Below are 22,937 nucleotides of genomic sequence, written 5' to 3' on the forward strand. Positions count from 1 at the left end.
CTTAGCCGAGCAGGGCGGCCTTGAGCGTGTCCAGCCCCACCGAGCCCACGTTCAGGGCCTGCGTGTGGAAGTCGCGCAGCGAGAAGGCGGCACCGTCCCGTGCGGCCCGGGCGTCGCGGATTTCCTCCCAGAGGCGCTGGCCGATCTTGTAGGACGGGGCCTGGCCCGGCCAGCCGAGGTACCGGTTGAATTCAAAGTCCAGCTGGCCGGGGGATATGTCCAGGTTTTGGCGCAGGAAGTCGTGACCGGCCTGCGCCGTCCAGACCCCGGTTCCCCACTGCTGCGGGACTTGAAGTTCCAGGTGCACGCCGATGTCAAAGACCACGCGCGCGGCCCGCATGCGCTGTCCGTCCAGCATGCCCATCTTGTCGCCCGGATCGGACAGGTAGCCCAGCTGGTCCATGAGTCGCTCGGCGTACAGCGCCCAGCCTTCCCCGTGACCGGAGACCCAGCAGGCGTTCCGGCGCCACTTGTTCAGCAGCCCGCTCTGGTAGGTGGCCGTCGCGACCTGCAGGTGGTGTCCCGGCACGCCCTCGTGGTAGACCGTGGTGGTTTCGGCCCACGTGGTGAACGTGTCCTCGCCCTCGGGCACCGACCACCACATGCGCCCGGGCCGGGAAAAGTCCTCCGATGGTCCCGTGTAGTAGATGCCGCCGTCCTGGGTGGGCGCGATTTTGCACTCCAGCGTGCGCATGGCCTCCGGGATGTCGAACTGCGTGCCGGCCAGGTCGGCGACGGCGGCGTCGGAGAGCCGCTGCATCCATTCGGTCAGTGCCGCCGTGCCGTGCAGCTGGCGCGCGGGATCGGCGTTGAGCAGCGCCTTGGCCTCCTCGATCGAGGCGCCCGGGCGGATTTGTTCGGCCACCGCCTGCTGCTCGGCGATGATCCGGTCCAGCTCGGCCACGCCCCACGCATACGTTTCCTCAAGGTCGACGGCGGAGCCCAGGAATTCCCGCGAGGCCAGGGCGTAGCGTTCCCGGCCCACGGCGTCCTTCACCGGTGCCGCCGGCAGCAGCTCCTCGCGCAGGAACGCGACGAGCCCGCCGTAGCCGGCCCGGGCGGCGGCGGCGTTGGCCGCCAGCGCCGCGATGAGCTCGGCCGGGAGGGAGGCGCCGGCGTCGGAATCGGCGGCGCCCGACGCCAGGGAGGCGAAGAACCCGTCCGCGGCGGCGTGGCGCTCGCACTGCTCAATGACCGCCGACACCTGACGGCGCGCGGCCACCCGGCCGGCGGCGGCGCCCGCACGCAACGACGCGATGTACCCGTTGACCGCGGCGGGAACGTTCGCCAGCCGCCCGGCGATGTGCTCCCAGTCGGTGGGGGTGGCCGTCGGCATGAGGTCAAAAATGGCGCGAATTTCCTGTGCGGGCGAGGCGATGTTATTCAGCTCGGCCAACGGCCATCCGGTGGCGTCCGCCTCCAGCAGCAGGCCGAGGCGCTCCCGCATGGCGTGCACGGTGACGCGGTCGACGTCGTCCGCCGGCTTTTGCCCGGCCAGCTCGGCGAGGGCGTGGCGGGCGGCGTCGGCCTGGGCGGCCCGGCCGGTGGGGGAGTAGTCCGCATACTCGGTCTCGTGGCCGGGCAGGCCCAGCGTCGTGGCGAAGCCGGGATCGAGTTCGATCAACCGGTCGGTGTAGGCGTCGGCGACGCCATCAATGGCAGTGGCGGCGCGGCTGAGGCGCGTTGCATCAAGACTCATGGCCCGAGCCTATCCCGAGTGTGCGGCGCCTCTTCGGAAATCAGCCGCGCGCACGCCGCCAGGCACCCGCGCCGGGCTTGGGCGGCAGGTTCAGCTGCGCCCGCCGCGCCCACAGCCGCGTTGCCGGGCGCTTCGGGGCCGCTTCCGCCCCGCCCTGCATGGCCAGCACGACGGCGGTCACGGCCGCCAGTTCCTCGGCCGTCGGGTTGCCGCGGGTCACGCTGAGCCACGGGGTCCCGCCGGCCGCCGGCTGGTCCGGCGTTGGTTCGTTCGTCACAGCGGGATGTTCCCATGCTTCTTGGCGGGCAGGCTGGCCCGCTTCTCACGCAGGGCCCGCAGGCCCTTGATGAGCTGGATGCGGGTGTCGGCGGGGGCGATGACGGCGTCAACATAGCCCAGCTCGGCGGCCTGGTACGGGTTGAGCAGCTCTTCCTCGTAGTTCTTGACGATCTCCGCACGGCGGACCTCGACGTCGCCGCCCGCGGCCTCCACGGCGGCCAGGTCGCGGCGGTACAGGATGTTCACCGCGCCCTGGGCGCCCATGACGCCGATCTGGGCGGTGGGCCAGGCCAGGTTCAGGTCGGCGCCGAGCTTCTTGGAGCCCATGACGATGTAGGCTCCGCCGTACGCCTTGCGGGTGATGACGGTCAGCTTCGGCACGGTGGCCTCGGCATACGCGTAGAGCAGCTTGGCGCCGCGGCGGATGATGCCCTGGAATTCCTGGTCCTTGCCGGGCAGGAAGCCGGGAACATCCACGAGCGTGATGATCGGGACGTTGAACGCGTCGCAGTGGCGCACGAACCGGGCGGCCTTCTCGGAGGCCGCAATGTCTAGCGTGCCGGCAAATTGCATGGGCTGGTTCGCCACGACCCCCACGGTATGGCCCTCGATGCGGCCGTAGCCGATCATCACGTTCGGCGCGTACAGGGACTGCATCTCCAGGAAGTGCCCGTCGTCCACCACCTGCTCGATCACCCGGCGCATGTCGTAGGGGTGATTGGCCGAGTCCGGGACCAGCGTGTCCAGGGCGAGGTCGGCGTCGTAGAGCTCCGGCTCCTGTTCATGCTCGGCCACCGGGGCCTCGGCCAGGTTGTTGGACGGCAGGAAGTCCAAAAGTTCGCGGACAAAGTCGATGGCGTCGGACTCGTCCGTGGCCAGGTAGCTGGCGGTGCCGGTGTTGGTGTTGTGCTGGCGGGCCCCGCCGAGGGTCTCCATGTCCACGTCCTCGCCCGTGACGGTCTTGATGACGTCCGGGCCGGTGATGAACATGTGGCTGGTCTTGTCCACCATCACCACATAGTCGGTCAGGGCCGGCGAGTAGGCGGCGCCGCCGGCGCACGGGCCCATGATCAAGGAGATTTGCGGCACCACCCCGGAGGCATGGACGTTGTTGCGGAAGATGTCGGCGAACATGGCCAGGGAGGCCACGCCCTCCTGGATGCGGGCGCCGCCGCCGTCGTTGATGCCCACCACCGGGCAGCCGTTGCGCAGCGCGAACTCCTGGACCTTGACGATCTTTTCCCCATTGACCTGGCTCAGCGAGCCGCCGTACACGCTGAAATCCTGGCTGAAGACGGCCACCAGGCGCCCGTCCACGGTGCCGTAGCCGGAGACCACGCCGTCGCCCAGCGGCTTTTTCTTCTCCATGCCAAACGCCTGGGAGCGGTGGACGGCCAGGGCGTCAAATTCCACGAAGGAGTCCGGGTCAACGAGCAGGTCGATGCGCTCGCGGGCCGTGTGCTTGCCCCGTGCATGCTGCTTTTCCACCGCGGCTACGCCCGAGGGGACGGCTGCCTGGGCCAGACGGTCTCGGAAATCGGCAATCTTGCCTGCTGTTGTCGAAAGATCGTGGCTCATAGGTTCTCTTCGCTCGCTGGGTGGACGACTTGCATCCCTTAAGTAGGAATCGCACAAAAGGGCTAACGCTACTGACAGTCTAATGACGGAAACGGCACCTGCCTGTGTAGGAACCCTACAAAGTCGTCGGCCGGGAATCGAAGTTCCCCACCGCCCGGTGCGTCCGGGACCGGGGATTTGCGCGCTCCCAACCGCGCCCCGCGGTGCACTGCCGCCGCGCCCGGTGGTGCCGTGAGAAAGGTCGGTGCCGCCGGATAAGATTGGCCACATGAGCCACACACTGCCCGCCCTGGACAACAGTGCCCTGACCCATGCGCTCATGCGGCCCCGCGGCCAATTTCGCCGCGTCAAGGTGGTGGCCGAGACCGGCTCCACCAACGCCGACCTGGCCGCCGACGCCGCAGCGTCGCCCGCGGACTGGCCGGATCTGAGCGTGGTGATCGCCGACTCCCAGGTCCGGGGCAGGGGTCGGCTGGACCGGGTCTGGGAGGCGCCGGCGGGCTCGGCCATGATCTCCAGCGTCCTGTTGCGTCCGCCCGCCCATGCCGCCGGCATCGGTGCGCCGCGCTTCGCGCTGACCGGGTACGGCTGGCTGTCCATCCTGGCCGGGGTGGCGCTGTGCCAGGCGGTCCGGGCGGTCTCCGGCGTGCCGGCCGCGCTCAAGTGGCCCAACGACGTCGTGGTTGACGGCCGCAAGCTCGCCGGCCTTCTCGCCCAGGTCGTCTCCCCAAGCCCGGACGAAGCCGGACCTGCCGTCGTCGTCGGCGCCGGCGTCAACATCGGACAGACGCGCGCGCAGCTGCCGGTGGACCGGGCAACGTCCCTGCGCCTCGAATTGCCGGGCCGCGGGCCGGACCCGGGCCGCCCGAACACTGCCCGCCCGAAGACTGCTCTCCCGAACATTGCCGGGCTGGACCGCAATGTGATGCTGCCGGAATACCTCAACCGTCTCGGCCGCCTGTACGGGGACTTTGTGGCCGTGGGCGGGGACGCCCGCCGGCCGCTCGCCGGCGCCGTGTCCGACGGGCACTCAAGCGGGTTGTCCCTGCACGCGCTGGCCGGCTTGGCCATGACCACGCTGGGCGCCCGGGTGCGCGCCGAGTTGCCCGGCGGACGCCAATTGTTCGGCACGGCGGAGAGCCTTGGCGCCGACGGCGGACTCAACGTCCGCGACGCCGCCGGGGCGCTGCACGCCGTCAGCGCCGGGGACGTCGTGCACCTGCGCCGGGTGCTGGACGGCGCGGGGAACCCGGGCAGCGGCGTGGGCTATGCGTAGCTGGCTGGCCGACGGCGAGCAGCTGATCGTGCGGTGCCGGCCGCACCCGCGCATGCTGGTTTTCCCCATCGCGGTCGGGCTACTGCTGGTCGTAGCGGGCTCGGCCGCCCTCGCCTGGCTGCAGCCGGGGCAGTTTGCCCGGTGGGCGCCGGCCGGCCAGGCGTTCCGGCAGCCGGCCATCGTGCTGCTGTTGACGGTGGTGTTGCTGGTCGAGGCCGCGTATCCGCTTCGGCGGGTGGTCCGCTGGGCCGGCACCAAATACCTGCTGACCAATCAACGCATGGTGGTGCGCCAGGGACTGTTGCGCCGGCGCCAGCAGAACTACGTCTTTGCCCGGGTGCACCATGTGGGATTTCGGCAAAAGATGCGCCAGCGGCCCGTCCGGGCGGGCGAGCTGGACTTCGACATGGGCCCCGACGGCATCCGCACCATCCCCGACGTCCCCGAAATCCAACAATTCGTGAACTTCACCCACGAGGCCTGGACCGAACTGTTTCGGGCCTCCTATCAGCATCCGGTGATGGATGCGTACTACGCTGATGGGGTTGGCATGACCGGAAAGGAGCTGCGCAAGCTTGGAAGAGACCACTGATCCACCCGAGCCGTTGCTGTCCCCTGCCACCCGAAGCCAGACAAAAGCCCTGGAAGCACAGCTGTTGGGCGGCGAACGCACCCTTAAACGGCGTGACGTTGCCGCCGGCGCAGGCGTCTCTTTGCTGTCCGCACGCAAAATCTGGCGCGCCATGGGCTTCCCCAATCTCGGCGACGACGACGTCGCATTCACCCCGCGCGACCTGGCGGCGCTGGACATTGTGGTCACCATGGTCCGGGAGGGCCTGTTGACGGAGGAGACCGCCATCTCCGTCACCCGCTCGATCGGCCAGATGACCGACCGCATGGCCGTGTGGCAGATTGAGGCGCTCGTGGAGGACCTGGTCGCCGAGCACGACGTCAGCGACGCCGAGGCCCGCCGCGCCGTCGTGTCCGAACTGCCCAATCTCATTGCGCCGCTGGAAAAGCTGTTGATCTATTTGTACCGCCGCCAGCTCAACGCCGGCATCCAGCGCCTGGCCGTCYGGGCCGAAGAGGGACTGGCCGCCAGCCAGCTGGGCCGGGAGGGGGACGAGGACGACGCGCCCCTGCCGCTGGCCCGTGCCGTGGGTTTCGCCGACCTGGTCAGCTATACGTCGCTGTCGCGGCGAATGAATGAAAAAACGCTGGCCAAGCTGGTGCAGCGCTTTGAAAACATCTGCGCCGAAATCATCAGTGTGGGCGGTGGTCGCCTGGTGAAAACCATTGGTGATGAAGTGCTGTTCAACTGCGAGACCCCCGTGGCGGGGGCGCAGATCTCCCTGGCGCTGGCCGAGGCCATGGCCGCCGACGAGTTCCTGCCCGAGGCCCGCGTGGCCATGGTGTGGGGCCGGGTGCTCTCCCGGCTGGGCGACATCTACGGGCCCACCGTGAACCTGGCCGCCCGGCTCACCTCCCTGGCGCAACCGGGCACCGTGTTGATCGACTCGGTGACCGCCGCCGCCCTGGCCGGCGATGAGCGCTTCATCCTCACGGAACTCCCGGTCGAACAGGTGCGCGGCTTCGGCGAGATCGCCCCGGTCCTGCTCCAACGCGGCCGCGGTGTGGGAATCGTCGTCGACTAGGGACCGACGTCGCCGCCCGGGCGCATGCGTCGCGGGAGCCGGGACCACCCCCTGGTGCCGGCCGTGGGCGGAAGTGTGGAAACGCTTCCCGTTAAGATGGTGGAATGATCCATTTACGAGTGGCTGTATCCGAGGGGAACGGCACGCACCGCCGCGCCCCTTCGGCCGCGGGCCGCGCATGAGCGCCGGGCGCACCACACCGCTCTTGTTGGTTGGCGCCGGCACCGACCGCGGGCTGGTCCGCGAAATCAATGAAGACGCGTTCATCGCCCTCGACCCCCTCTTTGCCGTGGCGGACGGCATGGGCGGCCACGAGGCCGGGGAAGTGGCCAGCAGCGAATGCGTGGCCGTGCTGCGCCAACAGCCCGTCCTGACCGCCGGGTCCAGAAATGCCACCGCCGAAGACATCCAGGCGGCCCTGCGCCACGTCGATGCCCGCATTCGCGAGGTCACCAACGCCCGTGCCGGCACCACCTTGTCCGGCGCCGTCGTCGTTCAGGAGCAGGGGATCCCGCACTGGCTGGTGTTCAATGTGGGGGATTCGCGCACCTACCTGATGAGCCGCGGCACGTTTGGCCAGGTCACCGTGGACCACTCCGAGGTGCAGGAGTTGGTGGACGGCGGCTACCTCACCGCGGTCGAGGCCCTGGTGTATCCGCGCCGCCACGTGGTGACCCGTGCGCTGGGTGCCGGCGGCAATGCCGAGGCCGACTACTGGCGAATCCCGATCGAAACCGGCGACAGGCTGTTGGTTTGCTCCGACGGCTTGACCGGCGAGGTCAGCGATGAGCAGATCCAGCACATCCTGGCCACCGCCGACGAACCGCAGGAGGCCGCCGACGCACTGATCCACTTGGCCCTGCGGGCCGGCGGACACGATAACGTCACCGTGGTCGTGGTTTACGTCGCCGGCACCACCCCGGATGCCGACCACGCGCCCGAGTCCACCAAAAATACCGCCACCGCCACCGCCGGCGTGCCGCTCCGCCTTGAGGAAAACCATGGATAGCACCACCTACCGCACCGGCACCTGGCTGGGAATCGTGCGCTCCGGCGCCGTCGTCGTCCTGGGTCCGGACACCGACCCCCGCATCGTGGCCGCGCTGTGGGATTTCTTGGCCGACGCCCCCGCCATGGACGGCATCCTGAACGAGGTCACCCGCGCGTTCGCCACCGAACTGACCGAGATGCCGCCCTTCGGCATCCTGCTTCACGGCGACCGCCTCCACGCCGTGCTCCGCGGCGAGATGACACTGGAGGTTGCCGACGGCGCCGAGACGACCGTCGTCTCCGGTCAAAACGTCACCACCTGGAGCGAAAAGTCCATGCCGCCGCCGGACGGCTACGCCCTTGCCCTGGGCGCACCGGACGACGCCGAGGCGGGCCTGGGCGCGCCGGGCACCTTCTGGCCGCTCGGCGAGGCCGTGGTCCACTGCGGCGAGATCCTCTACACCCGTCCCGGACCGCAGGTGGGCGTCGTCGCCGCGCCGTGCGCCGCGGACGTTCCCGTCCCGGCCGGCCCAGAGCCTCTTGCGCCGCTGCCGGAGCCGCTGCCGGAGCCGGAAATGCCGGCCGACGGCGAATCCCCGGAAGCCATTGGCGACCCGGCGGACGACGACGCCTACGCCCGTTTTGCGTTGGCGGCCGAGGCCGAGTGGCGGGCACAGCTGGACCCGGAGTCCGCCATCGACCTGGACGCCGACGTCGACGCGCCCGATGATGGGGCGTTCGAAATGGACGGCTCCGACGGGTTCGACAGGGTCGAGCCAGGGGACTTCGCCCCCGAGGGCATGGTTGTTGCAGGCGGCGAGTTCGGCGTCTTGGACACCGACGTCCCTGAGCCAGAGGACCGGCAACCTGACGACCTCGAACGGATGGACCCGGAGCCGGACGGCTCTGCGCCCGACGACCAGGGTCCCGAGGCAGCCGGGCACGGCATTGGGGCGCCGGCGGCCGGAAACATACCGCCAATGCCTCCCACCCCGCCCACGGTGTCAGCCTGGACCGCCGGCTCCGACGAAACGCCCGACGCGGCGCCCCACGAAACGCCCGACGCGGCGCCCCACGCAACGCCCGAGGCCGCGCCCGCCGCAACGCCCGAGGCCGCGCCCGCCGCAACGGCGGAGCCGGGGCGTGACCAGTCGCCGCCCCCCACCGGCCCCGTCGTCGTCGCCCAATTGTGCCCGCAGGGGCACGCCAACCCGCCCGGGCGGCCCACCTGCTGGCACTGCGGCGAGGCCGTCGCCGGCGAACTGGTTGAGGTGGTGCGGCCGCGCGTTGGCCGCATGCACATCTCCAACGGCGGCGTGATCGACCTGGACCGGACCCTGATCATTGGCCGGCTGCCGTCGGTTGACCGGGTGGAGGGCGCGGAAATGCCCCGCCTGGTGCAGGTGGACAGCGGCGGGGACATCTCCCGCTCCCATGCGGAAATTCGCGTGGACGGCTGGCAGGTCCTGCTCATCGACCTCCATGCCACCAACGGCACCGTCCTCATCCGCCCCGGGGAGGACCCGCGCCGGCTGGCCCCCGGGGAACAGGTGGTCTTGAAGACCGATGACCGGGCCGACCTCGGCGACGGGGTGACTCTTCACTTCGGCGAAATCCTGTAGCCGGCGGGCCCCGGGACCCGGGGCTCCTCACACCGGCGGACATGCGGCAAGATAGAACCGTGACCAGCCATGAGACTCCAGCCGAAGCCGCCCTCTCCCGGGAAACCGGTGCGCCGGACGCCGGCGTTGCCCCGCCGATCCCGCCGGAAGCGGCCCGCGAGCGCTACGCCGAGCTGGTGGAGCTGGTCCGCAAGTACCGGACCGCCTACTACACCGACGACGCCCCGCTGGTCTCCGACGCCGAATTCGACGCCCTCTACGGCGAGTTGGAGGAAATGGAGGCGCTCCACCCCGAACTGGTCAGCAATGACTCCCCAACCCAGGAGGTGGGCGGGGAGGTCTCCACGGCCTTCGCGGCGGTCGACCACCTGAGCCGCATGTACTCCCTGGAGGACGTGTTCTCCCTCCCGGAGCTCCAGGCATGGGTGCAACGGGCCGAGGCGTCGGTGGAGAAGCAGCGCGGCACGGCTCCGCAGTGGTTGACCGAGTTGAAGATCGACGGCCTGGCCGTGAACCTCCTCTATCGCGACGGCGTGCTGGTCCGGGCGGCGACCCGCGGGGACGGCACCACGGGTGAGGACATCACCCACAACGTGGCCACCATCAAGGACATCCCGCAGCGGCTGCACGGGACAGGCTTCCCGACCGAGGTGGAAATCCGCGGCGAGGTATTCATCGCCTCGAAGGACTTCATCATCCTCAACGAGCAGATGGTGGCCGCCGGCAAGGCCCCGTTCGCGAACCCGCGGAACTCGGCGGCCGGCTCACTGCGCCAAAAGGATCCCGCGGAGACCGCCAAACGGCCACTGAGCATGTACGTGCACGGCATCGGCGCCCGCGCCGGGCTGTCCACCACCAGTCAGTCGGAGACGTACGCGCTGCTGACGTCATGGGGCATGCCGACCAGCCCCTACTACAAGGTGCTGTCCACGCTGGAGGAAATCCTGGACTTCATCGCCCACTACGGCGAGCACCGGCACGACCTCATCCATGAAATTGACGGGATTGTGGTCAAGGTCGATGACTTCGCCACCCAGCGGGCGCTGGGCAACACCTCCCGCGTGCCGCGCTGGTCCGTGGCCTATAAATACCCGCCGGAGGAGGTCCACACGAAACTGCTGGACATCCGGGTCAACGTCGGACGCACCGGCCGGGTGACACCCTACGGGGTGATGGAACCGGTGAAGGTGGCCGGTTCCACCGTGGAAATGGCAACCCTGCACAACCAGGACGTGGTCAAGGCCAAGGGGGTGCTCATTGGCGACATCGTGGTGCTGCGCAAGGCCGGGGACGTCATTCCGGAGATCGTGGGACCGGTCATGGCCCTGCGCGAGGGCCGGGAGGGGGAGCTGCGCGAATTCGTCATGCCCGCCAACTGCCCGTCCTGCGGCACCCCGCTGGCCCCGGCCAAGGAAGGCGACATTGACATCCGCTGCCCCAATGCCCAGTCCTGTCCGACGCAGCTTACCGAGCGGGTGGCCCATCTGGCCAGCCGCGGCGGGTTCGACATCGAGGCGCTCGGCTACGAGGCAGCCGCCGCCCTGACCACCGGGCCCGGGCCGGACCCGGCCGACAACGGCGGCATCATTGCGGCGGCCGGGCCGGGACCGCTGCACAATGAGGCCGACGTCTTTGACATCGCCGCCCTGGACCTCTCCGGGGTCGTGGTGTGGCGGGAGGTCCGCGCCAAGGGCGTCGGCACCGGGCGCTTCCAACAGGTGCCGTACTTTTACACCAAGGCGACGGCCAGGAAGCCCTCGGTGCCCACCAAGATGACCGAAAAGCTTTACGAGGAGCTGCAAAAGGCCAAGTCGCAGCCGCTGTGGCGGGTGCTGGTGGCCTTGAGCATCCGCCACGTCGGGCCGACCGCGTCGCGCGCCCTGGCCACCGCGTTCGGCTCCATGGCGGGCATCCGGGCGGCGTCGGAAGAGGAATTGGCGGGCGTCGACGGCGTCGGGCCCATCATTGCCCGGGCGCTGATCGAGTGGTTCGCGGTGGACTGGCACGTGGCCATCGTGGAGAAGTGGGCGGCCGCCGGCGTGCGCATGGCCGATGAGGTGGATGAGTCGATGCCCCGCACCCTGGAGGGCCTGACGGTCGTGGTCACCGGCACGCTGGCGACCTTCAGCCGCGACGAGGCGAAGGAGGCCATCATCAGCCGCGGCGGCAAGGCGTCCGGCTCGGTGTCCAAGAACACGTCCTTCGTGGTGGCGGGGGAGAATGCCGGCACCAAGTTGGACAAGGCCGAGTCGCTGGGGCTGACGGTGCTGGACGAGGACGGGTTCGTGCGCCTGCTCGCACACGGGCCCGCCGCCGCCTCTGCCGTAGAGTCGGGGCAGGAAGCGGACGTCGACGTGGAGGAGAACGCATGAACCAGGCAGGGATAGCCGCCGATGACCTGCTTGAGGTGGCCCGCCGCGCCGCCGCGGCCGGTGCCGCGGTGCTGGCCGGGCGGGATCCGTCCGCTTTCGGAGCCGCCGAAAAATCCTCCGACGCCGACTGGGTGACGGCCTTTGACCTCGCCGCCGAGCGCGCCGTCCGGGCGGTCATCGCCGAGGCCCGCCCGCACGACGTGATCACCGGCGAAGAGCTGGCCCCGGCCCTGCCCGCCGAGCCGTCCGGCTACCGGTGGAGCATCGACCCGCTCGACGGCACCATGAACTTCATTCGCAACATCGCCTATCACTGCACCTCAGTCGCCGTGGTGGGGCCCGACGGGGCCTGGCTGGCCGGCGTCGTTGACGCACCGGCCCTGCGGCGCAGCTATTTCGCCACCCGCGGCGGCGGCGCCTGGCTGGAGGAGACCCGGGCCGACGGGCAGCATTCCGTGCGCCAATTGCACGGACCCACCCAACCGCGCCATGGCACGCTGATCGCGACCGCGGTGACCAGTGACGTGCCCACCCGGCGTCGCCTCATCGCCGCGCTGGATGCGAAGATGGACCACTTTGGTGACTTCCGCCGGCTGGGCTCCGCCGCCCTGGAGCTGTGCGCGGTGGCAGAGGGCGGGGTGGATGCGTACCTGGAATTCGGCCTGTTTGAGCACGACTTTGCCGCCGGCGCGCTGATCGCCCAGGAAGCCGGCGCCTGGGTGCACCGCCCGGAACTCAGCTCGGCCATGAACGGACTGCCCAGCCGTGAGGAGGTCCTCTCCGTGTGGACGGGAGCCTGCGTGCCGGGAATGGAAGGAAGCTTCGCGCCGCAGGACTGATCCTGGGGTCGGGCTGCCGCCGACCCGTCAACCTCACGTTTTGCCGCCGGTGAACGTCTACCCGGTGGGCCACCCATGCGGCGGTGGCCGTGAGCAACCGAAACGGAGATGCGAGTGTCGACCCAGGGAACCAACAAATGGCCGCTGGCCCAATTTGTCCTGCTGGCCCTGGCTTGGGGCGCCAGCTTCTTGTTCATCGCCATCGGCCTGGAGGGGTTGTCACCGGCCCAGGTGGTGCTGGGCCGCCTCTGTGCGGGGGCCGTGGCGCTGGCCGCCATCTCCCTGGTGAGCCGGCAAAGGCTGCCCACCGACCCCATCGTGTGGGCCCACCTGGCCGTCGTCTCCGTTTTGCTGTGCGTTGCGCCGTTCCTGCTGTTTTCCTGGGCCGAACAAAGCATCGGCTCGGGTCTGGCCAGCATCTACAATGCGACAACGCCGCTGATGACCACGCTCGTGGCGCTCGTGGCCCTGCCCCAGGAACGGCCCACCAAGGTCCGCCTGCTTGGCCTGTTTTCCGGCTTTCTGGGTGTCCTCTTGGTCCTGGGCCCCTGGCGCGGGACCGGCGGCGGCACCCTGGCCGCCCAGGGGGCCTGCCTGCTGGCCACTGCCTGCTACGGCATTGGCTTTGTCTATCTCCGCCGGTTCGTCTCGCCCCGGGGCCTGCCCTCGTTGTCCCTCGCCACGGTGCAGGTCGGCCTCGGCGCGCTGATCATGGTGGCACTGGCCCCGTGGATCGCCACGGCTCCCGTCCACCTGTCCCCGCGGGTTGTCGGCAGCATCCTCATCCTCGGCATGGCCGGGACCGGCCTGGCCTATGTCTGGAACACCAACCTGGTGGCCGCGTGGGGCGCGGCCAACGCGTCCACCGTAACGTACCTGACGCCGATCGTCGGCGTCAGCCTCGGCGTCGCCATTCTGGCCGAACCCGTCGCCTGGAACCAGCCGGTGGGCGCCGTCATCGTGGTGGCAGGCATCGCCATCAGCCAGGGCCGGCTGGCCGGCCTCGGAGCGTGGCTTCGCCCTCCGGGGACCGTCACGGCCTCCGGCGGTGACGGTCCCCGGAGGGCGTAGCCTGTTGCCATGAACCTCACGGTCATCAACGCGAACTTCACCGTCCCGGACGGCGTGCGGGTCATCGGCGCCGGGACGCTGCCGTCCGCCTTTGACGTCACCGGGCTGGCGGTGGCCTCCCTGGCGGCGGCCGGGCAGGCGGTGGCCGAGCTATCCCGCCGGCTGGGCGCGCCCCGCCCCGAGCTGACCGTGGACCGGGCCCTTGCCTCGGCCTGGTTTGGCATGTCCTTCACGCCCACCGGCTGGGACTTGCCGCCGGTCTGGGACGCCATTGCCGGGGACTACCGCTGCGCCGACGGCTGGATCCGGCTCCACACCAACGCCCCGCACCACCGGGCCGCCGCCCTCGCCGCCCTGGGCCTGGCCCCGGATGCGGACCGCGCGCGGGTGGGTGCAGCCGTCGCGGGCTGGTCCGGGGAGGACCTTGAACTTGCCGTCGTCGCCGCCAACGGGTGCGCGGCGCTGATGCGCTCCCGCCCGCAGTGGCTGGCCCATCCCCAGGGCGCCGCCGTCGCCGCCGAGCCGCTCGTGGCGTGGAGTGCGCCGCGCACCGTTCCTCCCGTCCCTCGAACTCTCCTCCCGCGGGCGGGGGACGACGCCGGTCCCGGCCCGTCCGGTTCGCCCGCCACCGGCGGCGGGCCGGGGAGGGCCACCCCGGGGCGGCCGCTGGCCGGGGTGCGCGTCCTGGACCTGACCCGGGTGATCGCCGGCCCCGTGGCCACCCGATTCCTGGCCATGTACGGGGCCACCGTGCTGCGGATCGACCCGCCGGACTGGAATGAGCCCGCCCTGGAGGCGGAGATGACGGTTGGCAAGTGCTGCGCCCGGCTGGACCTGCGGACGCCGGAGGGGCTGCGTCGGTTGCAGGAACTCATGGCCGGGGCGGACATCCTGATCCACGGCTACCGGCCCGACGCGCTCGAGAAGTTGGGGCTCTCCGATGCGCACCTCGCCGGCCGGCACCCCGGACTGGTCAACATTGCCCTGGACGCGTACGGCTGGAGCGGGCCGTGGGCGGGCCGGCGCGGCTTTGACTCGCTGGTGCAGATGAGCTGCGGCCTGGCGGACGCCGGGATGAACCACTTCGACAAGGACAAACCGTTCCCGCTGCCGGTCCAGGCCCTGGACCACGCCACGGGCTACCTCGTCGCCGCGGCCGCCCTCGACGCATGGCGCGCGCGGCTGGACGGCACGGTTCGCACCGCGAAACTCTCCCTCGTGCGCACCGCCGTGGAGTTGCTGCGCACCGGACCCAGCCGGCAGCCGGATGCGCTGCCCGCCGCCGCCACCTTTGCCCGCCTGCCCGAAAACACCCGCTGGGGTCCGGGCCTGCGCCTGCCGTCGGCCCTGGTGGTCGACGGCGTCCCGGCCCGCACCACGGTGGAGGCCCGCGGCTACGGATCGGCCGCCCCGGCCTGGCCGGCGGGCGGCTGACGCGGCGGAACACCGGCGGTGGCGCGTCGGATCACGCGAGTTTGCGAGCAAGGGCACTGGCTGGGCAGAATACAAAAGGCGCGTCCCGGCGTCGAACATCACTTACCCAAGCAACAGGAACCCCTACGCGCATGAACCTGACCGTCCGCCCCATCACCCCTTCCGACTACGACGCCGTGGCCCGCATCACCGCGGACGCCTACCTGGGGGCCGGGTACTTTGACAGCGCCGAGTACCCCTACATGCAAAAGATCATGCGGGTGGGGGAGCGTGCGGCGCTGGCCCCGATCCTGGTGGCCGAGCGGGACGGGGTGGTGATCGGCTCCGCGACCCTGGCCGTGCACGGTGACGAATGGGCGGACATCGCCCTACCCGACGAGCTGGAATTCCGGCTGCTGGTGGTGGACCCGACCGTGCAGCGCAGCGGCGCCGGCCGGGCCATGGTCGAGGCGATCCTGGACCGGGCGCGCGGGATGGAGGGCATCCGCGCCGTCAGCCTGACCACCGGCGACGATTGGCACGGTGCCCATGCCCTGTACCGCCGGCTCGGGTTCACCCGGGTGCCCGAGCGGGACTGGCCGATCCCCGAGAACGGCAAGATGCTGCGCGTGTACCGCCTGGAGGTCTAGCGAGGGCGCCGCACGGGGCGGGAAAACATCCCATCCCCGGGCGACTAAGCTAGAAGGCGACACAATTTTTCTTTCTGCAGGGGAGATCCATGGCTGCGATCAACCGTGACGACGTGGCGCATCTGGCGCAACTGGCTCACATCGAGATGAGTGACGACGAACTGGACCGCATGGCCACCGAACTGGCCGTGATCGTGGATTCGGTGAAAATCGTCAGCGAGGCTGCCGGGGATGACGTTCCCGCCACCTCGCACCCGATTCCGCTGACCAACGTCATGCGCGAGGATGTGGTGGGCCACGTGCTGACCGCCGAACAGGCGCTCTCCGGCGCCCCCGATGCCCTCGACGGCCGCTTCAAGGTGCCCGCAATTTTGGAGGAGAGCTAATCCATGACCGCCAATGAACTGATCCGTTCCAGCGCGTCCGCGATGGCCGCGAAGCTGGCGTCCGGCGAAATCACCTCCGTGGAGCTGGTGCAGGCCCACCTGGACCGCATTGCCGCCGTGGACGGCGGGGAGCGCGGGGTCAACGCCTTCTTGCACATCAACACCGAGGAGGCCCTGGCCGTTGCCGCCGACGTGGACGCCCGGCGTGCGGCCGGCGAGAGCCTGCACGGGCTGGCCGGCGTGCCGATCGCCGTCAAGGACCTGATCGTGACCATGGGCCAGCCCACCACGGCCGGCTCCAAGATCCTCGAAGGCTGGATGAGCCCCTACGACGCCACGGTGGTCAAGAAGCTTCGCGCCGCCCGCATGCCCATCCTCGGCAAGACGAACCTTGACGAATTCGCCATGGGCTCCTCCACCGAGCACTCGGCGTACGGCCCCACCCGCAACCCCTGGGACCTGGACCGGATTCCCGGCGGATCCGGCGGCGGCTCCGCGGCCGCCGTCGCCGCCTTTGAGGCCCCGCTGGCCCTGGGCACGGACACCGGCGGCTCCATCCGCCAGCCCGGCGCCGTCACCGGCACGGTCGGCGTCAAGCCCACCTACGGCGCGGTGTCGCGCTACGGTGCCATCGCCATGGCGTCCTCGCTGGACCAGATCGGCCCGGTCTCCCGCACCGTCCTGGACGCCGCCCTGCTGCAGGAGGTCATTGGCGGGCACGACCCCCAGGACTCCACCTCCCTGACCGACCCCTCCACCGGCCTCGCCGCCGCCGCCCGCCTGGGCAACGTGCAGGGCATGAAGGTCGGCATCATCAAGGAACTGCACGGCGAGGGCTACCAGGCCGGCGTCGAAAACCGCTTCAACGAATCCCTGGAGCTGCTGCGCGGGGCCGGGGCCGAAATCGTCGAGGTCTCCTGCCCCAACTTCGGCTACGCGCTCGGCGCCTACTACCTGATCATGCCGAGCGAGGCCTCCTCCAACCTCGCCAAGTTCGACGGCGTCCGCTTCGGCTTGCGCACCCTGCCCACCGAGGGCCCGCTCACGATCGAGCGCGTCATGGGCGCCACCCGCGCCGCCGGCTTCGGCGATGAGGTCAAGCGCCGCATCATCCTGGGCACCTACGCGCTGAGCGCCGGCTACTACGACGCCTACTACGGCTCCGCCCAGAAGGTGCGCACCCTGATCCAGCGCGACTTTGCCGCCGCGTTCGCCCAGGTGGACGTGCTGATCTCCCCGACGACGCCCACCACGGCGTTCAAGCTGGGCGAGAAGCTCAACGACCCCCTGGCCATGTACCTCAACGACGTCGCCACCATCCCGGCCAACATGGCCGGGGTCCCCGGCCTGACCCTGCCCGGCGGCCTGGCGGATGAGGACGGCCTGCCCGTCGGCATCCAGCTGCTGGCCCCGGCCCGCGAGGATGCCCGCCTGTACCGGGTGGGCGCCGTGCTCGAATCCCTGCTGGAGGCGCAGTGGGGCGGGCCGATCCTGGACCAGGCCCCCGCACTCGCCGAGACAGCCCTTGCAGCCAAGGAGGCCAACTAATGAGCGTTGAGACCATCGTGAGCTTCGACGAAGCCATGGAGAAGTACGATCCCGTGTTGGGTTTCGAGGTCCACGTGGAGCTGAACACCAAGACCAAGATGTTCTCCTCCGCGCCCAACGTCTTTGGCGATGAGCCCAACACCAACGTCAACGAGGTCTGCCTGGGCCTGCCCGGGGTGCTGCCCGTGGTGAACAAGAAGGCCGTGGAGTCCTCGATCCTGATCGGCCTGGCGCTGAACTGCAAGATCGCCCCGCACTGCACCTTTGCGCGCAAGCAGTACTTCTACCCGGACACCCCCAAGAACTTCCAGACCTCCCAATATGAAGACCCCATCTGCTACGACGGCTGGATCGACATCGAGCTGGCGGACGGCACCGTGTTCCGCGTGGAGATCGAGCGCGCGCACATGGAAGAGGACGCCGGGAAGCTGACGCACATGGGCGGGGCCACCGGCCGCATCCAGGGCGCCGACTTCTCCCTGGTCGACTACAACCGCTCCGGCGTGCCCCTCGTGGAAATTGTCACCAAGCCCATTGAGGGCGCCGGCTCCCGCGCCCCCGAACTGGCCAAGGCGTACGTTGCGGCCATCCGGGAAATCGTGAAAAACCTGGGCGTTTCCGACGCCCGGATGGAGCGCGGGAACGTCCGCTGCGACGCCAACGTCTCGCTGCGCCCGTACGGGCAGGAAAAGTTCGGCACCCGCACGGAGACCAAGAACGTCAACTCCCTGCGCGCCGTCGAAAATGCGGTGAAGTTTGAGATCCAGCGCCACGCCGCCGTCCTGGATTCGGGCGTGCTGATCACCCAGGAAACCCGCCACTGGCACGAGGACACCAAGTCCACCACCTCCGGGCGGCCCAAGTCCGACGCCGACGACTACCGCTACTTCCCGGAACCGGACCTGGTGCCGATCGTGACGACGGCCGAGTGGGTGGAGGAACTGCGCTCCCGCCTGCCCGAGCCGCCGGCCGAGCGCCGCAAGCGCCTGCAGGCCGACTGGGGCTACACCGACCTGGAATTCCGGGACGTCGTCAATGCCGGCCTGATGGATGAGATCGAGGAAACCGTCGCCGCCGGGGCCTCGGCCGCCGTCGCCCGCAAGTGGTGGATGGGCGAGATCGCCCGCCGCGCCAAGCTGGCCGACGTCGACCCCGCCGCCCTGGGCGTCAGCGCCGCGGTCGTCGTGGAGCTCGACAAGCTCATCAGCTCCGGCGCCATCAACGACAAACTGGCCCGCAAGGTGCTCGACGGCGTCCTCGCCGGCGAGGGCACGCCCGCCGAGGTGGTGGCCCAGCGCGGCCTGGCCGTGGTCTCCGACGACGGCGCCCTGCAGACCGCGATCGACACCGCCCTGGCCGCCCAGCCGGACGTTGCGCAGAAGATCCGCGCCGGCAAAATCCAGGCCGTCGGCGCCATCGTCGGCGGCGTCATGAAGGTCACCCGCGGCCAGGCCGACGCCGGCCGCGTCCGCGAACTGATCCTCAAGACGCTCGGCGTCGAAGGGTAGCTCGCCCCGCTGGTCCGCCCTGCCCGGGCCCGCTGGTCGGGCCCGGCGGCGGCCCGGCGGGGGCCGGCATTCCCTCGGCTGCTATCCGACCGACGGCCGCGGGCGGCCTTACGGTCTCCTTTACGCAGCCTACGGGAAATACCGGTCCGCCGTTCCCGCAATTTCAGGGCTCCGCGGCTGTGGCAGGATGGGATCATGACGCTTGCTTGGGACATTCGCGCCCGCGTGCAATTCGAGGGCGACGCCCATGTCATCGAGGACGCGTGTGGCTTCAACGGTCCCAATGCGTGGGTGATCGACGGGGCCACGCCGCTGCTCGAACAGCTCGGGCTGCCGGCGGCGTCCGATCCCCAATGGCTGGCCCAGTTGCTGAGCACGACCCTGGCCGGGCCCTACGCGGACCCGGCCCGCTCCGGCGTCCGCGCCCGGTTGGCCTCCGCGCTGGCGGCCGTTGACGCCGCCGCCACGCCGCTGGTCGGGGCCGAGCGGGTCCGGTTCCCCAGCGCCGCCATCTCCGTCGCCCAACTCAACCGCGACGGCGTTGAGGTGGCCAGCCTGGCCGACTGCACCGTGGTGGTGCGGGCGGACGACGGCGTCACCCACGTGGTGCGCGCCGAACTCGCCGACGCCCGGGTGGAGGCTGCCGTGGCCCGGTCCGGCGAGTCCCGGCGGCCGATATCGCCGCAGGGGCGTCTCCTGCTGCTCGAGCGGGAACGGGAAGTGCGGAATACAGCCGGGAACCTCTGGGTGGCCCGGCGCGAACCCGAGGCGGCGGACCACGCCCACGTCGTGCAGCTGGGCCGGCCCGCGCTCATGGTGATGGCGAGCGACGGGGCCTGGCGCGCCGTCGACCTGGGCCTGGTCAGCGGCCCGGAGGAGTTCCTCGAACGTACCGCCACCACCCTTGGCGCCCTGGATTTGATGCACGCGCTGCGGGTGCGGCAGGCCGCGATCGGCGAGGTGGCCGACGACGCCACCGTCCTGGCACTGGCCCCGCGGCCGTGAGCGGCGGCGGCGGGCGCATCAGTTGGCCGGAGCTGCCGGCGCCGGTGCGGGCCGGCGTGGAGCAAATCCTCGGCGAGCCCGTGGTGTCGGCGGCCTCGCAGCCCGGCGGGTTCTCGCCGGGCTCGGCGGACCGGGTGCGGCTGGCCTCCGGGCGCGGCGCGTTCGTGAAGGCGGCCAGCGCACAAACCAACGCCGTGGCCGCGACCCTGCACCGCCGCGAGGCGGCCGTCACCGCGACCCTGCCGCACTTCCTGCCCGTCCCGGGGCTTCTTGGCGTATACGACGACGGCACCTGGGTTGCGCTGGTCCTCACCGACGTCGCCGGCCGGCACCCGGACGCTCCCTGGACGCTGCGCGACACCATGGTGGTCCTGGACGCGCTGGCGGACGTGGCCGCGGCGCCGCTGCCGCCGGGACTGGTCCTGCCGCGCAGCGAGGACTCCCTGCACGGGGCCTACCGGGGGTGGGAAAAACTGCGGTCCCGCCCCCTCGAGGGGCTGGACCCGTGGGCCGCGGAGAATATGGACGTGCTGGTGGAGATGGCCCGGCACGGCACCGCCAGCCTGGCCGGGGAGTCCCTTGTCCACGGGGATTTGCGCTCCGACAACATCCTGCTGACCGACGGCGGCCGGGCCGTCCTGGTCGACTGGCCCTACGCCGCCCGGGGTGCGGCGTGGCTCGACGCGCTCAGCGTGCTCATTGACGTCAACACCGACCCCGTGGAGGTGCACGCCGGGCACGTGCTGGCCCGGCATCCGATCTTTGCCGACGCCGGACCCGACGCGGTGACCGGCGTGCTGGCGGGCTGGGCCGGCTACTACCTGGACATGTCCCGCCGGCCCGCGCCCCCCGGCATCCCCGCCCTGCGCGGATTCCAGCGGAAACAAGCCGACGCGTTGCTCCGCTGGCTCAAGACCCGCCTCTAGGCACTGTTGCGGGGGGGTGCCGCCTTGACGGCTGCCGGCGGGCTCACTCCCCGACGGCGACCGTCCGGAACCCGCAGTTGCCGCTGGCGGATTCGGGGGAGTTGGAGCTGCGCGCGGCGAGCCGGTACCGGTTGCAGTACGAGTCGTGGCACAGATAGGAGCCGCCGCGCATGACCCGGCCGCGGCCGATCGTGGGCCCGGCGGGGTCCACCACGATTCCCTGCGCCGCGCAGCTCTTGTAGTACTTGGGCAAAAACCAGTCCGCGCACCACTCCCAGACATTGCCGCTGGACTGGTACAGGCCGTAGCCGTTGGGTTCAAAGCTGCGCACGGGTGCGGTGGTCAGGTAGCCGTCCTCGCCCCGATTGACCGACGGGAAGGAGCCCTGCCAAATGTTGCAGCGGTGCAAAATGCCGCCGTCGTCCGTCACGCCGTGCAGCTCGTCGCCCCACGGGTACCGGGCCTGGGCCAGGCCGCCGCGGGCCGCATACTCCCATTGCGCCTCGGTGGGCAGGGCGCGGCCGGCCCAGGCGCAGTAGGCGAGGGCGTCGGTGTGCGAGACCTGGGTGACGGGGTGGTCGGGCACGTCCTGCCAGCGGGACGCCGGCCCGGCCGGGTGGGCCCAGTCCGCCCCGCGCACGTTCAGCCACCACGGGGCGCCGGCGGCCGTGCCCAGCACGTCCGCCGGCGCCGCCTGGACGRCCAGGTGGAACACGGCCGAGGTGCCATATACCTCCGACTCCGTGCGGTACCCGGTGGCGTCGACGAAGGCCGCGAATTGGGTATTGGTCACCGCCGCGGCATCAATCCGGAACTCCGCAACGTGCACCTGGTGGACGGGCGTTTCGCCATCGGCCGGGTAGCCCTCGCCAAAGGGGTCGCCCATCGCGAAGGTGCCGGCAGGCAGGGCGACGTCCTCGTGCCCGGCTCCCGGCCCGGCAGTTGCCGACGGGACCGCCGGAGGGTGCTGACCGGCATCGGCGCCGAGGTGAACGGAGGCGGGGCGGCCCTTCGGGCTGCAGCAGCTTGACACTATTTTCTCCTACGGGTCAGGCGGGGATTCCTGCACCCAGTGTGGCCACCGGACGGCGTTTGGCGGAATTCGTGGGGTCACGGGGTCCGCTCACTCTCCCGTGAGCTCCGCCATGACCTGTTGCAGGGCTTCGGCGACGAGCATGACGGAGGCGCGCTTGAGGTTTTCCGGCCGGGCCAGCACGTCGATGCGCCGTCGCGTGCTGATCCCGGTGAGCGGGCGCAGCGTCACGCCGGGGCTGCGCGCCGGGCTGGAGGTGAAGCGCGGGAGCAGGCCGATGACGTCGCCGGTGGAAACCAGGGCGGCGGCCGCGGAGTAGTCGTTGATGCGGTGCACCACATTGACGGGGACGCTGGCCACGGCGCCGACGGCGGCGAGGACGTCGGCGGGGGAGTAGCCGCTGCGGCTGGTCACCCACGGGTAGCGCACCACATCCGCCGGGGCGAGCGACTTTTTGGCCGCGAGCGGGTGGTCCACCGACAGGGCCACGTCCAGGGGCTCGTGGGCCAGCGGGATGACCCGCACGCGGGACTCCGGCCAGGGCGGGCTGTGGTCCATGCGGTGGGCCAGCACCAGGTCGTACCGGGCCGTCAGGGCCGGGAAATCGTGCTGGGCGACGTCCTCGTCGGAAAGCCGGACCCGGGGCACCCCGGCAAAAGCGGCGCCGGCAGTCCCGGTTCCATCCCGCATGGCCGCCAGGTGCCGGACCAGGGGCGCGAACAGGGCCTGGCCGGCGCTGTGGAAGCCGCAGACGGTGACGGTGCCGCCGCGCTCGTGCTGGTAGGCGCCGATGGCCGCCTTGGCCGTGGCCATGGCGTTGATGACGTCCGCGCCGGCGTCGGCAAGGACCTTCCCGGCCCCGGTCAGCACGAGGTTCCGGCCGTCCTTGCGCGTCAGCGGCGCGTCCACCTGGCGCTGGAGCAGGGCGATCTGCTGGGAAACGGCCGACGGCGTGACGGACATGGTCTCCGCCACGGCCTTGACGCTGCCCAGTTCGCCCAGCTCGCGCAACATTTGTAGTTGATGAAGTTCCACGCCGCCACCCTATCAATTAGCGCGGACTTAATCGATGATGGAGTATTTTTCG

Annotated in this window: 20 protein-coding genes; 15 read left to right on the plus strand and 5 right to left on the minus strand. The window is 70.5% G+C overall.

Going from position 1 to position 22,937, the window contains the following annotated elements; translation table 11 throughout:
- Window position 1 precedes the first annotated feature (1 nt).
- Genes AB4Y80_RS12240 through AB4Y80_RS12250 form a run of 3 tightly spaced genes read right to left on the minus strand, consistent with a single transcriptional unit; the run spans window position 2 to window position 3,556 of the window.
- Entirely contained in the window at window positions 2–1,699 is a 1,698-nt protein-coding gene (locus AB4Y80_RS12240) for a DUF885 domain-containing protein (RefSeq protein WP_442214461.1), read from the minus strand.
- Window positions 1,700–1,739: 40 nt separating this feature from the next.
- Window positions 1,740–1,976 (minus strand): acyl-CoA carboxylase subunit epsilon, encoded by a 237-nt coding sequence (locus AB4Y80_RS12245; protein ID WP_442214462.1) that lies wholly within the window; start codon window positions 1,974–1,976, stop codon window positions 1,740–1,742.
- Window positions 1,973–3,556: an acyl-CoA carboxylase subunit beta gene (locus tag AB4Y80_RS12250; protein WP_442214463.1), complete on the minus strand. Its 1,584-nt coding sequence runs from the start codon at window positions 3,554–3,556 to the stop codon at window positions 1,973–1,975. The genes AB4Y80_RS12245 and AB4Y80_RS12250 overlap by 4 nt, the downstream gene beginning before the upstream one ends.
- A 268-nt stretch (window positions 3,557–3,824) precedes the next feature.
- Between AB4Y80_RS12250 and AB4Y80_RS12255 the strand changes: the two genes are divergently transcribed.
- The 15 genes from AB4Y80_RS12255 to AB4Y80_RS12325 all read left to right on the plus strand — a co-directional run bounded on the left by AB4Y80_RS12255 (window position 3,825) and on the right by AB4Y80_RS12325 (window position 20,817).
- Window positions 3,825–4,832 (plus strand): biotin--[acetyl-CoA-carboxylase] ligase, encoded by a 1,008-nt coding sequence (locus AB4Y80_RS12255; protein ID WP_442214464.1) that lies wholly within the window; start codon window positions 3,825–3,827, stop codon window positions 4,830–4,832.
- The gene (locus AB4Y80_RS12260) at window positions 4,825–5,424 is read left to right on the plus strand and encodes a PH domain-containing protein (RefSeq protein WP_442214465.1); all 600 of its coding nucleotides are present in this window, start codon (window positions 4,825–4,827) and stop codon (window positions 5,422–5,424) included. Before AB4Y80_RS12255 ends, AB4Y80_RS12260 begins: the two co-directional genes overlap by 8 nt.
- Window positions 5,408–6,487 (plus strand): adenylate/guanylate cyclase domain-containing protein, encoded by a 1,080-nt coding sequence (locus tag AB4Y80_RS12265; protein ID WP_442214466.1) that lies wholly within the window; start codon window positions 5,408–5,410, stop codon window positions 6,485–6,487. Before AB4Y80_RS12260 ends, AB4Y80_RS12265 begins: the two co-directional genes overlap by 17 nt.
- Before the next feature lie 178 nt (window positions 6,488–6,665).
- Complete coding sequence (locus AB4Y80_RS12270; RefSeq protein ID WP_442214468.1) at window positions 6,666–7,496, plus strand: PP2C family protein-serine/threonine phosphatase; 831 nt, start codon at window positions 6,666–6,668, stop codon at window positions 7,494–7,496.
- On the plus strand, window positions 7,489–9,099 hold the full coding sequence (locus AB4Y80_RS12275) for an FHA domain-containing protein (protein ID WP_442214469.1): 1,611 nt from the start codon (window positions 7,489–7,491) through the stop codon (window positions 9,097–9,099). The genes AB4Y80_RS12270 and AB4Y80_RS12275 overlap by 8 nt, the downstream gene beginning before the upstream one ends.
- 41 nt (window positions 9,100–9,140) lie before the next feature.
- Window positions 9,141–11,471, plus strand: a complete 2,331-nt coding sequence (gene ligA / locus AB4Y80_RS12280; RefSeq protein WP_442214471.1) for an NAD-dependent DNA ligase LigA — start codon at window positions 9,141–9,143, stop codon at window positions 11,469–11,471.
- On the plus strand, window positions 11,468–12,310 hold the full coding sequence (locus AB4Y80_RS12285; RefSeq protein ID WP_442214472.1) for an inositol monophosphatase family protein: 843 nt from the start codon (window positions 11,468–11,470) through the stop codon (window positions 12,308–12,310). Before ligA ends, AB4Y80_RS12285 begins: the two co-directional genes overlap by 4 nt.
- Window positions 12,311–12,424: 114 nt before the next feature.
- On the plus strand, window positions 12,425–13,381 hold the full coding sequence (locus AB4Y80_RS12290) for a DMT family transporter (protein WP_442214473.1): 957 nt from the start codon (window positions 12,425–12,427) through the stop codon (window positions 13,379–13,381).
- 9 nt (window positions 13,382–13,390) lie between these two features.
- A complete protein-coding gene (locus AB4Y80_RS12295; protein ID WP_442214475.1) occupies window positions 13,391–14,815 on the plus strand; it encodes a CoA transferase in 1,425 nt (474 codons plus the stop codon).
- Between the two features lie 131 nt (window positions 14,816–14,946).
- Window positions 14,947–15,444 (plus strand): GNAT family N-acetyltransferase, encoded by a 498-nt coding sequence (locus AB4Y80_RS12300; RefSeq protein WP_442214476.1) that lies wholly within the window; start codon window positions 14,947–14,949, stop codon window positions 15,442–15,444.
- A gap of 89 nt (window positions 15,445–15,533) precedes the next feature.
- Window positions 15,534–15,830 (plus strand): Asp-tRNA(Asn)/Glu-tRNA(Gln) amidotransferase subunit GatC, encoded by a 297-nt coding sequence (gene gatC, locus AB4Y80_RS12305; protein ID WP_442214478.1) that lies wholly within the window; start codon window positions 15,534–15,536, stop codon window positions 15,828–15,830.
- A gap of 3 nt (window positions 15,831–15,833) precedes the next feature.
- Window positions 15,834–17,378 carry an Asp-tRNA(Asn)/Glu-tRNA(Gln) amidotransferase subunit GatA gene (gatA, locus tag AB4Y80_RS12310; protein WP_442214480.1) on the plus strand — a complete coding sequence of 515 codons (1,545 nt, stop codon included), beginning with the start codon at window positions 15,834–15,836 and terminating at the stop codon, window positions 17,376–17,378.
- A complete protein-coding gene (gene gatB / locus AB4Y80_RS12315; protein WP_442214481.1) occupies window positions 17,378–18,886 on the plus strand; it encodes an Asp-tRNA(Asn)/Glu-tRNA(Gln) amidotransferase subunit GatB in 1,509 nt (502 codons plus the stop codon). Before gatA ends, gatB begins: the two co-directional genes overlap by 1 nt.
- 195 nt (window positions 18,887–19,081) lie before the next feature.
- Window positions 19,082–19,891, plus strand: a complete 810-nt coding sequence (locus AB4Y80_RS12320) for a hypothetical protein (RefSeq protein WP_442214482.1) — start codon at window positions 19,082–19,084, stop codon at window positions 19,889–19,891.
- The gene (locus AB4Y80_RS12325; protein WP_442214483.1) at window positions 19,888–20,817 is read left to right on the plus strand and encodes a phosphotransferase; all 930 of its coding nucleotides are present in this window, start codon (window positions 19,888–19,890) and stop codon (window positions 20,815–20,817) included. The genes AB4Y80_RS12320 and AB4Y80_RS12325 overlap by 4 nt, the downstream gene beginning before the upstream one ends.
- A 43-nt stretch (window positions 20,818–20,860) precedes the next feature.
- On the opposite strand, the gene AB4Y80_RS12330 is transcribed toward AB4Y80_RS12325, so the two are convergent.
- Together AB4Y80_RS12330 and AB4Y80_RS12335 are read right to left on the minus strand one after the other, a co-directional pair.
- The gene (locus AB4Y80_RS12330; protein WP_442214484.1) at window positions 20,861–21,850 is read right to left on the minus strand and encodes a formylglycine-generating enzyme family protein; all 990 of its coding nucleotides are present in this window, start codon (window positions 21,848–21,850) and stop codon (window positions 20,861–20,863) included.
- A 90-nt stretch (window positions 21,851–21,940) separates the two neighbouring features.
- Window positions 21,941–22,885 carry a LysR family transcriptional regulator gene (locus AB4Y80_RS12335; RefSeq protein WP_442214485.1) on the minus strand — a complete coding sequence of 315 codons (945 nt, stop codon included), beginning with the start codon at window positions 22,883–22,885 and terminating at the stop codon, window positions 21,941–21,943.
- Between the last annotated feature and the right edge of the window lie 52 nt (window positions 22,886–22,937).

It is taken from the genome of Specibacter sp. RAF43, from assembly GCF_052114065.1.
In the GTDB taxonomy this organism is placed as follows: Bacteria; Actinomycetota; Actinomycetes; order Actinomycetales; family Micrococcaceae; genus Specibacter.

Excerpts from the sequence above, each read along its gene's own strand:
- AB4Y80_RS12285 (WP_442214472.1), top strand. The coding sequence starts at position 11,468 with ATGAACCAGGCAGGGATAGCCGCCGATGACCTGCTTGAGGTGGCCCGC.
- AB4Y80_RS12295 (WP_442214475.1), top strand. The coding sequence starts at position 13,391 with ATGAACCTCACGGTCATCAACGCGAACTTCACCGTCCCGGACGGCGTG.
- AB4Y80_RS12250 (WP_442214463.1), bottom strand. The coding sequence starts at position 3,556 with ATGAGCCACGATCTTTCGACAACAGCAGGCAAGATTGCCGATTTCCGA.
- AB4Y80_RS12275 (WP_442214469.1), top strand. The coding sequence starts at position 7,489 with ATGGATAGCACCACCTACCGCACCGGCACCTGGCTGGGAATCGTGCGC.
- ligA (WP_442214471.1), top strand. The coding sequence starts at position 9,141 with ATGCGGCAAGATAGAACCGTGACCAGCCATGAGACTCCAGCCGAAGCC.
- AB4Y80_RS12255 (WP_442214464.1), top strand. The coding sequence starts at position 3,825 with ATGAGCCACACACTGCCCGCCCTGGACAACAGTGCCCTGACCCATGCG.
- gatC (WP_442214478.1), top strand. The coding sequence starts at position 15,534 with ATGGCTGCGATCAACCGTGACGACGTGGCGCATCTGGCGCAACTGGCT.
- gatA (WP_442214480.1), top strand. The coding sequence starts at position 15,834 with ATGACCGCCAATGAACTGATCCGTTCCAGCGCGTCCGCGATGGCCGCG.
- AB4Y80_RS12300 (WP_442214476.1), top strand. The coding sequence starts at position 14,947 with ATGAACCTGACCGTCCGCCCCATCACCCCTTCCGACTACGACGCCGTG.
- AB4Y80_RS12260 (WP_442214465.1), top strand. The coding sequence starts at position 4,825 with ATGCGTAGCTGGCTGGCCGACGGCGAGCAGCTGATCGTGCGGTGCCGG.
- AB4Y80_RS12270 (WP_442214468.1), top strand. The coding sequence starts at position 6,666 with ATGAGCGCCGGGCGCACCACACCGCTCTTGTTGGTTGGCGCCGGCACC.
- AB4Y80_RS12240 (WP_442214461.1), bottom strand. The coding sequence starts at position 1,699 with ATGAGTCTTGATGCAACGCGCCTCAGCCGCGCCGCCACTGCCATTGAT.
- gatB (WP_442214481.1), top strand. The coding sequence starts at position 17,378 with ATGAGCGTTGAGACCATCGTGAGCTTCGACGAAGCCATGGAGAAGTAC.
- AB4Y80_RS12320 (WP_442214482.1), top strand. The coding sequence starts at position 19,082 with ATGACGCTTGCTTGGGACATTCGCGCCCGCGTGCAATTCGAGGGCGAC.